This is a genomic window from Dysgonomonas sp. 521 (assembly GCF_010501055.1).
In the GTDB taxonomy this organism is placed as follows: domain Bacteria; phylum Bacteroidota; class Bacteroidia; order Bacteroidales; family Dysgonomonadaceae; genus Dysgonomonas.
Map to the genome: position 1 here is coordinate 1 of NZ_QVMO01000053.1, position 13,216 is coordinate 13,216.

The window sequence follows — 13,216 nt, forward strand, 5'->3', positions numbered from 1 at the left end:
AGGCGAGTTTCGTCCCGTTTAGCCGGCAAGCCGTTGGTGGGTCGCCGAGGGACAAAGCACTAGCCTTTTGCTTCCTTTTGGGCAATGCCAAAAGGAAGGACAAGCCCGGGAGGGCGCGGCAGCAGGGAGCTACGACTAAAGTATTTAGCCTAGGATAGCCTTTGTGTAAAAAATAAAAGAACGTTTTAAGTAGCGAGGGCAGAACTGAATTAGAAAATCATGTTATGCCGAGTCACGACAAACAACGTTCACAGGAGCGAAGCGTATGTAAAACGACTAATGAAATTGAACATTTAACTTATCAACTACTGATTGACATTATTTAAAAATAAATTATTTTTCTTTAGGTAATAGTATTTAGAGTGAATCAAAGGGGCTGTCTTATGGCAGTCCCTTATTGTTTTCAGGACAATATATTTTATGTTTAGCGAAAAGATATGCGCTAAACCTTTCAAGATGTAATATTTACTACATGTGTAGGATACGATGATAAAAAAACTTTATATCCTGAAAGAGGGCAATCGCCAAAACTTTGTAGTAATGAAATTCGTTATTACTTTTACGACCTGAAAATAAGAGCCTGTTTAAATTTTATTACTAAATACATTATGTATCAGATAGAAGTAAAAGACATATATAAGTCATTCAAAGATGTACATGCCGTAAGAGGTATCTCTTTTGCGATACATCCCGGGGAATTTGTGGCTTTACTCGGCCCTAACGGAGCCGGAAAAACAACAACGGTGGAAATGATGGAAGGATTAAAGCATCCGGATTCGGGGGAAATTCTGCTACAAGGAAAAAGTTGGCAAAAGCATGAAAAAGATCTTCGGTCAATTATTGGCCTGTCATTACAAGAAACACGTTTTTCCGAAAAGCTTACAGTCTTTGAAACCTTATGCCTGTTTGCCAGTTTTTTCCGACTTGGTGAAAAACGAGTGGATGAAATCATCGATTTGACCGGACTGGAAAGTAAAAGGAAATCGATGGTGGGTACACTCTCAGGAGGGCAACGGCAACGTCTTGCTTTAGGTGTAGCATTGTTAAATACACCACAAATCCTTTTTCTGGATGAACCTACTACCGGACTTGACCCACACTCACGTCTCGACCTTTGGAATATTTTGAAAAAATTAAAAGATGAGGGAAAAACCACTCTTATTTTGACAACGCATTATATGGAAGAAGCAGAATCGCTTTGCGACCGCATCATCATTATTGATGAAGGGAAAATATTAAAGGAAGGGAGACTCGAAGATTTATTAGACGAGAATTCCCGTAATCTTGACGAATTATTTATCAATCTCACAGGAAAAGCTCTTCGTGAGAATGGAAACGTAATACTATAATAAATACTGATACACTTCAATTATTTCATAATGGGATCAATCAAAAATAATCAATTATATCAACTCTTCAAAACCCAGTTCCTTCTGACGATTCGTGAGCCGGAAGTCCTTTTTTGGGGCATGGTATTTCCGGTACTTATCTCCATCGGATTAGGATTGGCTTTTACACAACAAGCAGAATCGAAATTTAATGTTGTTCTTGTTGAGAAAAATAAGACAGAGCTGGATTCGCTTCTCAATATTTATGCTAGAAAAGTACAGAGCAAAGGAGAGAATACCCAAAATTGGAAAATAAATAACAAAACGCTGGGTAATACTATATTCCAGTTTTCACAAAGCGATTGGAATTCAGCAATCATATCCCTAAAAAGAGGAGAGGCAGATGTGATCGTTACCGATTCGTTAGGAAAAGCCGTTTATCATTTTGATCCGCTCAACTCTCAATCTCAACTAGCATATATGAAGCTTGCGGCATTGGTAAAATCGCCAGCTTCGAGTATGAATACAGAGAATACGAATATAGAACCACTGACATTGAAAGGTGTTCGTTATATCGATTTTCTGATTCCGGGACTGATTGCTTTTGGGCTGATGAGTTCTATCATGTGGGGCATTAGTTATACAATCATTGAACGAAGATCTCAGAAATTGTTGAGGCGGATGGTTGCAACACCAATGAAAAAAACGAACTTTTTGTTTGCATTGATGTTTGTCCGCATTCTTATGAATGTCGTCGAATCCCTTATTTTACTGTTTTTTGCCTGGTTAATATTCGATATTCATATTCAGGGAAATATCGGCGCATTGATTGTACTATTTTTAGCCGGTAATCTGGCTTTTACAGGAATTGCTATTTTGGTTGCATCGCGTACTACAAAGACGGAGGTAGGCTCAGGCTTGATTAATGCTGTACAAATGCCTATGATGTTGTTGTCAGGTATTTTCTTTAGTTACCATAATTTTCCCGAATGGAGTATCGGAGTTATTAAGCTACTTCCTTTGACAGCTTTAACCGATGGGATACGAAGTATTTTTAATGAAGGAGCCGGATGGATGGAAGTCATTTATCCTACTTGTATATTATCGGCTCTCGGAATTATCTGTTTTGCTGTAGGGATGAAACTGTTCAAGTGGAATTAAATTTACTATATCTGACATTCGTTTTCTTTACATTTACCTCTTACTCTCTTCGTAACTATTAGAAAATTTCACGAATAAGATAATCAAACATGAAGTCCGCCTTGTATCAACCGGGCTGTGTCTTAAATAGATGTTTTCTTGTGTCTTACAAAATAACTATGCTGCCTCAGCAGTGCTTTAATAGTTATCTTTGTCTTTTATTGTCTCCTGAAATACCACTTTTGGCTTAGTACATGACAAAAAACATTGAACCAGGCTTGAAAAACCTGATTTTGGCTCCGCCAATTTTAGCTCCGCTGATTTTCAATTCAATTCAATTCATAACCGAAGGTTATCGGTCCAGTGTCATCAACTTAAGGATTATGGAACTAAAGATCAGGGCTGAAAGCCCGTCTTATTTCAGCCCAAGGCAACGCCTTGGGGCAGAATATCCAAATACAGAGCGTGCGCGCTGAAAGCGCAGGTCAATGAATTGGTCTTGTTCTTTAAGTTTAACCTGCACTTTCAGCGCGCAGTTTCTGGTAGGTGCTGTTTACCCAAGGCGACGCTTCGCTTGCCATTGGGCTGAAATAATAAAGGCTTTCAGCCTTAGCTTGAAGACATTGAGTCATCGGCCTGCGGAAATTGCAATGCTTAGAAACTACTGTCTGAAAGACAGGACAGCATATATTTTGTCTTTCGGACAATTTGTTAATTATCAATATTTTCCATATTGGATATTTTTTTGTCATGTACTAAGCACTTTTGGCTTAAAGTTTACCTATATCTTTACTTTGCTAAAGTAGAGATGAAAAAGTAACTAATAAATTATTACCGAATAATTATGAACTAGAGGTATATCATAAAATAATTTGCTCATTTTCTTTTATTACATATATTTTTGAATATTTTTGTTTCAAATAAGCTATACATAGTTTTAAGTTATGGGATTGAAAAACACTGCGGCAATCGATCAATTATTTTGGAGAATAGCACTTAAAGATGATGAGGAAGCTTTTCGTTCTTTATTCTTAGAGTTCTTTTCTTCTTTATGTGTTTTTGCACATAGATATGTTGAGGATTGGGATACCTGTGAAGATATTGTTCAAGATACATTCTTTAAAATATGGAAGAACAGGAAATCCATAGAAATAAACACCTCAAGCCGCAATTTTATGATTACAAGTGTGAGAAATTCCTGTGTCGATTTTTTACGTAAACAAGACTCAGCCCGAACCTGGCAAGAAAGAGAAATAAAGAACAAAACAGAATACACCTCTGATGATTTATACTCTCATATAGAATTAGAGCAAATGTTAACCACTGCACTCTCTAAACTACCAGAGAATGTAAGAGAGGTTTTTGAGATGAACAGGTTTGAAGGAAAAACATATAAAGAAATTGCAGAAGAAAAAAACATCTCTGTAAAAACAGTAGAAGCCCATATGACAAAGGCACTTAAAGTGCTTAGGATCGAACTAAAAGATTACCTGCCTCTAATAATTCTTCTTCTCTGGTAAAAAAAATAAGTATTATTCTGTAGGGTATATTTTATCTTGTGCGTCTAGTAGTTAAAATAAAGAAGAAACCGTGGATATTGATACCCAACATATAATAGCTTATCTGGAGAAAAGGTTGCCTGAAAACGACCTGAAAGAATTTGAATATCAACTGGAAAATTCGGATGACTTTAGAAAGGAAGTTGAAGACATTGCCTTTGTATGGAGAATGTCAGAGGAGTTGAAGCTACATGACAATATAGATACAGATGCTAACTGGTACCGGATTTCGAGAAGAATAAAGAAAGATAAGCTTAAAATAAAACTTTTACAATATAGCCGTTCGGCTGCTGCAATTCTTATACTACCGATATTGCTCCTTACCACTTTTTTATATATCGAACTGGATAATAAAAATAATGAACCCGTACAGCAGTTGCATGTTACATCGGCATACGGTACAGTTACCAAAACGATACTTTCTGATGGTACCGAAGTCTGGCTGAATTCGGGTTCAACGCTGAGCTATCCCCAAACTTTTACAGAAGGAGAACGTAACGTCATACTCACAGGAGAAGCATACTTCAAAGTCAGCTCTGATAAATCGAATAGATTTGATGTCATTGTTTCTGACGAACTTATTGTCAGTGCATATGGTACGGAATTTAATGTGAATTCTTACAAAGAAGATAAAACAATAGGTGTTACTCTGATCGAAGGGAATATAGAGGTTTCCAAAGCAGACAAAACCAGTTCTAAAAATGTAGCCCCGGGACAACATCTGGTTTATGACAAAGATAATAGACACATGACAATGGCTGAGGCTAATGTATCTGTTAAGACCGGATGGAAAGACGGAAAGATGATATTTCGCAGGGCTAATATGACCGAAGTTGTCCAGCGCCTTTCCCGTCACTTCAACGTAGATATCCGACTCGAAGGAAAAGAACTATATGATTATGAATATTCGGCAACATTTACAACAGAAACCTTAAATGAAATACTGCAATTACTCGAGAAAACAGCACCCATTAAATATTCGATAATAGAACCGGAACAATCCGGAGATTACAGCTTCACAAAAAGAATCGTAAAGATAAGCCTTAAAAAATAAATAAAAACATATAGGGTATTTCTCAACTGAATGCGTCTATCCTATAAATGCAGTTTATACTATGAATTACTAACCTTAAAATCATTGCTATGGAAAAAAGTATTTAAAAAAGATACGGGAAAAATGCAAACTGCATTCCTCCCGTAAATTATCAAATCTATATTGCCAATCCGAAAATCTCACCTGACGAATGGTAATAAAAAATTAAGTCGTTAACAACCCAATTAATTTGACGAAGTAAAATTATGAAGAATTTACTAAACAAAAAAGGTAATAGGCTATATTTTAGTCTGCTATCAAAAATCCCCATCTCCATGAGAATCGCAGTAATTTTATTATTTGGAATAATATTCCATGCAGGGGCTACCAACATCTATTCACAAACAGCCTCGGTCTCCTTAAATCTAAAGAATGTCACAGTAGAAAAAGTTTTGAATACAATAGAGGAAAACTCAGAATTTTATTTTCTGTACAACAGTAAACTGGTTGATGTAGACAGAAAAGTAAATATCGATGTGAAAAACCAGTCAATAGAATCTGTATTAAAGTCTTTGTTCGGATCGACAAATATTTACTACAAGGTTGAAGGCAAACAGATTATATTGTCAAATAAAACAGTTTCTTCATTAGACGCTCAAAAAGCTCTTCAACAAAACATCAAAAGAATTACAGGTATAGTCAGGGAAACGAATAAAGAACCTATAACCGGAGCAAGTGTATCAGTTAAAGGTACGACCAATGGTACTATGACTGACGTTGATGGTAACTTTACTCTTAATGTTGCTCCCGAAAATATATTGGTTATCTCATTCATTGGTTTTCATACTCAAGAAATAGCTGTAGGGGATAGGACGACTTTTGATATTACACTTCTGGAAGACAATAAAATACTGGATGAAGTTGTAGTAGTCGGTTACGGAACCCAAAAGAAAGTGAATCTGACAGGCTCTGTTGCGAGTGTGTCTGCCGATGTACTCGAAAGCCGCCCGATCTCAAACCTGAGCCAGGGGCTACAAGGGCTTATCGGTAACCTGAATATCTCGATGAGCAGCGGTGCTCCCGGTACAGGCGCCGGTTTTAACATACGCGGTACGACCTCAATCAATTCCAGCGGTCCGTTGGTACTGGTCGACGGGGCACAGATGGATCCGAATATGATCAACCCTGCCGATGTGGAAAGCGTATCGATACTCAAAGATGCAGCATCGGCTTCTATCTATGGAACACAAGCTGCCTATGGAGTAGTGCTTATTACTACGAAAAAGGGAAAAGAAGGTCCTGCGAAAGTTTCGTTTTCAGCAAATATGGCTGTCAATAGCCCGACACGCAGGCCCGAATACCTGAATTCTTGGGAATTTGCTAATTTTTTGAATGAAACACATCGTAATTCCGGTGGTGGAGATTACTATGATAAAAACTACATGGATCATATATATGCTTATTATACCGATCCGAAACATAATTTACCGGTTTTTGTAGACCCTTCTAATCCTAACAAATACCTTTATTGCGGGAATACCGATTGGTTAGACGAGACTGTCAAGAAAAGCACACTACAACAGCAGTATACATTGTCGGTAAGTGGCAAATCTGATAAAACCACATATTATGGATCAGCCGGATTTCTGAATCAGGGAGGTACCCTGAAACATTATGACGACAAATACAAACGTTTTAATCTCAACCTTAATCTTTCATCTGATATACGTAACTGGATTCAGGTAAGATTTAAAACCATGTATAACCATGCATACAGGGATTCTCCTTACGGGGCCAATGCCAGTAGTAATTACAGCGACAGCGAGATGATGAATTATGCTTTTTATGGAGCAGACTTACGTCCGTTAATGCCCGTTTATCATCCTGATGGTAATTATTCCGGACAAGGAAGCTGGACTAATATGGTAGCTACACAGGCAATATCGGGCAATCGCAGGCATAAAGAAAATGATGTCTGGCTATCCGGAGGAATAAAATTGACGCCAATCAAAGATATGACCGTAAATGTTGATTATACCTTTAATGTATATGACATAACAAAGAAATATCATGGAAAAGATATTATAGAACATACCGCCAATCCGAATATTACTACAATTTTCCCTCATACAACCCCTAGTTCGGTTGAATATACTTCGGATGACAATTATTATCATACTCTCCGGGCATTTGCCGATTATAACAAGTCATTCGGCAAACATGGTTTTAAGTTTTTGGTAGGTTATGATTACGAAAAGAAGAGTTATCGCTGGTTTAATGCCAAACGCCTTAACTTAATAAACAACGATTTAGCCGGATTAGGGCAAGCTGTCGGGGAGAAATACAATGGCAGCGGTGAGCGTTCTAATGCGACTTTAGGTTATTTTGCCCGTATCAATTACAACTATGAAGACCGTTATCTTCTTGAACTTAATGGCAGATATGATGGTTCATCCCGCTTCCCCAAAGATGATCGTTATGTATTTTTTCCATCCGTTTCTGCTGCATGGCGGATATCAAATGAGAAATTCTTTGAAGGAGCTAAAAGTATAGTTGATGAACTTAAGGTACGTGGTTCATATGGTTCTTTAGGTAACCAATCTGTCGGAGGAGACTATCCTTACATCCCTACAATGGGAACAAACTCAGAAATGGGTTATATTATCGATGGTAAACAAATAACAAGTGTAAATCCGGCAGGGTTAGTCAGCCCTTATCTGACATGGGAATCGGTGCGTCAGATAGATTTTGGCTTGGATTGGGTTTTATTGAACAATCGCTTATACGGATCGTTCGACTGGTATCGCCGCAATACATACGATATGGTGACAAACGGCACACCTCTTCCGGCTGTTTTGGGTACAGGAGTACCTAAGGAAAATACCGCCGACCTCAAAACCGTCGGATTCGAACTGTCGGTCGGTTGGAGAGACCGTCCGTCGAAAGACCTTTCATACGACATAAATTTTATATTATCTGATTACCAGACCGAAATCACAAAGTTCAATAATCCGCAAAAAATACTTTCCTCACACTATGTAGGAAAAAAATGGGGTGAGATCTGGGGCTTCGAAACAGAAGGCCTATTCCAGTCGCAAGAAGAAATCAATGCCCATGCCGATCAGTCAAAGATATATGGAGGAACATGGCATCCGGGTGATGTAAAATATAAAGATTTGGATGGTGATGGAGAGATAACTAAAGGAAAAGGTACCTTGGATGATCCGGGCGACCAGAAAAGAATTGGGAATGACCAGCCACGTTATAGTTATGGCATAAAGGGTGGTGTAAAATGGCATGATTTCGATTTTGATATATTTTTCCAGGGAATTGGCAAACGTGATGTCTGGACTGGAGGTACTCAATTCTGGGGCTTCGGTAATGAATGGCACGTTCCTTTAAAGCATAGCCTCGATTCATGGAGAGAAGATAATACAGGAGCCTATTGGCCACGTTCGAGCTACGGAAACGTCAATGGAAACAGGGAAGTACAAACCCGTTATTTGCAGAATGGAGCATATCTTAGGCTAAAATCCATAACATTGGGCTATACTCTGCCTAAACCTATATTATCCAAGATAGGAGCAGATAATATTCGTTTTTATGTGACAGGACAAAACCTGCTTACCTTCACTAAGATGCTGAAAGTATTCGATCCTGAGACAGTACTTACAGATAGAGACCAAATCGATAGGAACAAAGGTGTATATCCTTTAAATAAATCTATATCCTTCGGGCTGAACGTAACATTTTAAAATAATCTGAATATGAAAATAATATCTAAATTACTTATATTGTCCGTAATCACTTTGTTTATATCATGTTCGGACAATCTGGATTTAAAACCGGAAGATTCACTTTCTGACCCTACATTTTGGAAAACAGAACAGGATCTCGAATTGTACGCAAATCGTTTTTACACAAGCCTTCCGGGAGCATTAGGGCCTGGCGCTGATGACCAGTCGGATTGTTATGTAAACAGCACACCTAATACATATTTGTTTAATACAGAGGTTATACCTACTTCGGGCGGAGGATGGTCGTCTGGCGATTGGGGAAATATCCGTGCCTGTAACTATTTTATGATGAGATATCACCGTGTTTCAGGAAATGCGGATAATATCAACAGAATTGTAGGCACAGTACGATTTTTCCGGGCATGGGAATATTTCGAAAAAGTGAAAAGATTTGGAGATGTTCCTTGGTATAGTACCGATCTGCAAACAAATTCTCCTGAATTATATAAAGCCCGCGACTCCAGAGTACTAGTGATGGATTCTATCCTGTCCGATCTTGATTTTGCGATCAAATACTTGCCGACATCTAAGGAAGTAAAAGCCGGAAGAATGCATAAATATGCTGCTATGGCCTATAAAACCCGCGTTTGTCTTTTCGAAGCATCATTTCGCAAATACCATGGCTTAGGTAATTATGAAGAACTATATAAAGAAGCTGCAAAAACGGCAAAGTCTTTGATAGATACAGGGGTATATTCAATCTGGAAAAATGAACAACCAGATTCTGACTATTATAATCTTTTCATTCAGGAAGATTTATCTAATAACAGCGAATGTATTATGCCCCGGATATATGTAACAGAGTTGTTAATGCAGAATAATACCCGCCAGATGGAAGAAAGCTATACGGGCTTGAGTAAAGCAATGGTTGAATCATATTTGTGCAGCGATGGGTTGCCTGTCGGTGTCAGCCCTCTGTATCAAGGAGATAATATGCCGGAAAAAGAATTGGCAAATCGTGACCCACGGCTAAAACAAACAATAGATAACCCTGAACTTGCTTTCAAAAACTTAAATGACGGCACAGTGCAATACCGGGAGTTGCCCCAGATAGACCCTCAATACTGCACCACCGGATATTATGTGATGAAGTATCATTCACCCGATCCTGCACAATGGAATATCGCACTTTCTACATTGGACGTCTTCATATTCCGTTACGCCGAAGTATTGTTGTCGTATGCCGAAGCCAAAGCAGAACTGGGAGAGTGTACACAGGATGTGTTGGACGAGAGCATAAACGAATTACGGGATAGGATCGGTATGCCTCACCTGACTGTTAATGTAGGCTTTACTGATCCGAACTGGCCAAATTATGGATACACGCTATCGCCTCTTCTTCATGAAATACGCCGCGAACGTGCGGTAGAATTGGTCGGTGAAGGTTTCCGTTGGAACGATATTGTTAGATGGAAAGCCGGGAAATTGATCGAAAACATGAAAACTGTATATGGCTTGCGTGTTACAGACGAATTGAGAAATAAATACGAATCATTTACACGCGAACTGACAGATGATCAGTTATTAATTGTATATCCAAACGTTGCACCTCGTAAATGGGATGACAAATTATACCTGCGTCCATTACCAATCGAAGAACTTGCAATTAACACAAATCTGAGTCAAAACCCGGGTTGGGAATAACTTTAAAATGAAGAAATAATGAAAAAAAATCTAATATATTTAATTACGGTTTTAATGGGAATCTGCATCTTGCATGGATGCAGCGATGACGACGGAGGATCTGACATATATATTACCCAGGCAGGGAATCCGGTAAATGTAAAGTTTGTAATGAAAGATGATCCTTACATACAAACGTTCACTGTATCAATGGTAAGTCCTTACCCGATACCGGCTTCAAGCGGAATTAACCATGATGTAAAAGTGTCTTTAGAGACCGATCCATCTAAGGTAGAAGTTTATAATTCAAAGGAAGGTACATCATATAAGTTAATGCCGGAAGGCAGTTACTCTTTTCCTTCAGAAATCGTTATTGATGCCGGTTCGTATGTTTCGGAAAATATATCCCTTTCCATAAATGCTAAAGGTAAAATTGAAGCATTAGAAACATATATACTTCCTATCAGTATAAAAGCTGTAGAAGGAGCCAATGCTGATAATTCTCACCAAACTATTTATTTTTTACTGACAGGCTCTATCGATGCCAGCGATATGGTATTCCTTAGCCGGACAGGCTGGCAGGTGATTGATGTGTCGTCTGAAGAACTCAATGGCGAAGGGCCTAGCAATGGTGCTGCGAAATATGCTTTTGATGGAGATGGTCAAACATTCTGGCACACACAATGGCAGGGTGGTGAACCAATGCCTCCTCACCATATTACAGTAGATATGGGTAAAGAAGTAAAACTACAAGGTTTTTCTTATTTAACTCGTGATTTTGGTGGAGCATGGCCTAAAGAATGTACTATTGAAGTAAGCAAAGATGGCACTACCTGGAACGTTGCGGCTAACTTTACAGGCTTACCGGCAGCCGGAGCGACTGAGTTCCGTTCGTTCTTCCCCGAAGCAGTAGAAGCCAGATATTTCAGAATGACAATAACTGCAGGCTATGGTGGAGCTTCCACACATGTGGCAGAAATAAATGTATTCTGATTGAATAATTTAACTGAGGATTGAGTAACTGTTTAAATTTTATACGAATATTTTATTATACCTTTTTCTTCGTTCATTTTTAGTCTGTTTTCGGCTGTTTTTTCCTTTCTCTCAACTCAAATAGCCCGCTATTATCGTTTCAAGAAAGAAAAAAGCATCTCTAAAACATCTCTAAAAATTTGAACGAATAAAATTTAAACAGTTTCTGATATTCTAGTCAATCCTCAGTATTAAACAATTACAAAATAATTTTGAAGATGAAAAAACAGAGATTCTTATTTGCCTTATTCTTTCTATTGGTTTCGTTAAATACTCTGGCACAGGCTCCTAAACCTGTAGGCCCAACTCCAAATGAAAGGCAGATAGATTGGTATAACCAAGAAATAATAGCCTTTTTCCATTTCGGGCTGAATACCTATGAAGAATTTGTAAACGAAGGTGATGGCAGGACTACCACTTCTCTTTTCAATCCCACAGCACTCGATTGTAAGCAATGGGCCCGTACATTAAAAGCAGCTGGAATCCCTAACGGTATACTGACCGCTAAGCATGCGGATGGTTTTTGCCTTTGGCCAAGCGCATATACAGATTATTGTGTAAAGAATAGCCCGTGGAAAGGGGGTAAAGGCGATGTGGTCAAAGAATTTGCCGATGCATTCAATAGTTTGGGCGTAAGAGCCAGTGTCTACCTCGGACCTCACGATCGTCACGAGCATCTGTCTCCGTTATATAATACGACAGACTACAGGGATTATTATGCTCATCAGCTGACCGAACTCTTATCTAACTATGGCCCGATGTGGGAAACATGGTGGGATGGGGCAGGAGCAGACGAACTGACTACTCCTATCTATACAAAATGGGCGGAGATTGTTCGCAGGCTTCAACCTCAGTGTGTTATTTTCGGGACAAAGAATTCATATCGTTTTGCAGATGTTCGTTGGAATGGTAATGAATCGGGAATAGCCGGAGACCCGTGCTGGTCAACTATAGACTCTCTATCTATCAGAGATGAGCATGCCCATATAAAAGATCTGAATGAAGGGCAACTTAACGGGGATGCCTATATCCCTGCCGAATCGGATGTTTCAATACGTCCAAGTTGGTTTTATCACTCCGAGGAAGATGTTATGGTGAAATCGGTAGCGGAGTTATGGGATATCTATTGTAAGTCGGTAGGACGCAACAGTGTGTTGTTGTTAAATCTTCCTCCCGATAGGAGAGGCCTTATTCATCCTATCGATTCTGCAAATGTAGTCGGTTTGCGTAAAGCGATTGATGAAACATTTCACACCAATTTGCTGGAAGATGCAAAAGTAACAGCTAAGAATCCTCGTGGAGGCGAGTATGCGGCAGCCAATATGATAGATAAGTCGCCGGATACCTATTATGCAGCTAACGATAATGCCACAACTGACGAAATTGTATTCGAACTGAATTCGCCCAAGACATTTGATTGTTTAATGATTCAGGAAGTGATAGCACTGGGTCATCGTACCACCGGATGGTCTGTAGATTATTCTAATGATGGCAAAAAGTGGACAGTTATCCCCGAAGCCAATAATAAGCAAAGCATCGGGCACAAATGGATTCTGCGATTCTCTCCGGTTACTGCAAAATATGTAAGACTGCGTATTACAAAAGGTAAGGCATGCCCGGCCATTCATACTTTTGGTGTATATAAACAGTCTGCTTTAGTAAGTAAATAGTATTGGAATTTAATAATCAGAGCAGAGGAATAGG

9 protein-coding genes are annotated in these 13,216 nt (G+C 38.9%); 8 read left to right on the forward strand and 1 reads right to left on the reverse strand.

Translation table 11 applies throughout. The annotated features are described in order from the left end of the window. The first annotated feature begins 608 nt into the window (after window positions 1-608). Window positions 609-1,349 carry an ABC transporter ATP-binding protein gene (locus tag D0T84_RS14570; protein ID WP_163308592.1) on the forward strand — a complete coding sequence of 247 codons (741 nt, stop codon included), beginning with the start codon at window positions 609-611 and terminating at the stop codon, window positions 1,347-1,349. Between the two features lie 30 nt (window positions 1,350-1,379). Next, window positions 1,380-2,489, forward strand: coding sequence for an ABC transporter permease (locus D0T84_RS14575; protein WP_163308593.1), 1,110 nt, complete (start codon window positions 1,380-1,382; stop codon window positions 2,487-2,489). Between the two features lie 491 nt (window positions 2,490-2,980). On the opposite strand, the gene D0T84_RS14580 is transcribed toward D0T84_RS14575, so the two are convergent. Next, a complete protein-coding gene (locus D0T84_RS14580) occupies window positions 2,981-3,220 on the reverse strand; it encodes a hypothetical protein (RefSeq protein ID WP_163308594.1) in 240 nt (79 codons plus the stop codon). 192 nt (window positions 3,221-3,412) lie between these two features. Here D0T84_RS14580 and D0T84_RS14585 point away from each other — a divergent pair, with 192 nt between their 5' ends. The 6 genes from D0T84_RS14585 to D0T84_RS14610 all read left to right on the forward strand — a co-directional run bounded on the left by D0T84_RS14585 (window position 3,413) and on the right by D0T84_RS14610 (window position 13,182). Continuing rightward, complete coding sequence (locus D0T84_RS14585; RefSeq protein ID WP_163308595.1) at window positions 3,413-3,988, forward strand: RNA polymerase sigma-70 factor; 576 nt, start codon at window positions 3,413-3,415, stop codon at window positions 3,986-3,988. A gap of 70 nt (window positions 3,989-4,058) precedes the next feature. After that, window positions 4,059-5,081: a FecR domain-containing protein gene (locus tag D0T84_RS14590; protein WP_163308596.1), complete on the forward strand. Its 1,023-nt coding sequence runs from the start codon at window positions 4,059-4,061 to the stop codon at window positions 5,079-5,081. Window positions 5,082-5,395: 314 nt separating this feature from the next. Beyond that, window positions 5,396-8,815: a TonB-dependent receptor gene (locus tag D0T84_RS14595; RefSeq protein ID WP_163308597.1), complete on the forward strand. Its 3,420-nt coding sequence runs from the start codon at window positions 5,396-5,398 to the stop codon at window positions 8,813-8,815. A gap of 12 nt (window positions 8,816-8,827) precedes the next feature. After that, window positions 8,828-10,501 carry a RagB/SusD family nutrient uptake outer membrane protein gene (locus tag D0T84_RS14600; protein WP_163308598.1) on the forward strand — a complete coding sequence of 558 codons (1,674 nt, stop codon included), beginning with the start codon at window positions 8,828-8,830 and terminating at the stop codon, window positions 10,499-10,501. Between the two features lie 18 nt (window positions 10,502-10,519). Then, the gene (locus tag D0T84_RS14605) at window positions 10,520-11,473 is read left to right on the forward strand and encodes a discoidin domain-containing protein (RefSeq protein ID WP_163308599.1); all 954 of its coding nucleotides are present in this window, start codon (window positions 10,520-10,522) and stop codon (window positions 11,471-11,473) included. Between the two features lie 257 nt (window positions 11,474-11,730). Continuing rightward, on the forward strand, window positions 11,731-13,182 hold the full coding sequence (locus D0T84_RS14610; RefSeq protein ID WP_163308600.1) for an alpha-L-fucosidase: 1,452 nt from the start codon (window positions 11,731-11,733) through the stop codon (window positions 13,180-13,182). Window positions 13,183-13,216 lie beyond the last annotated feature (34 nt).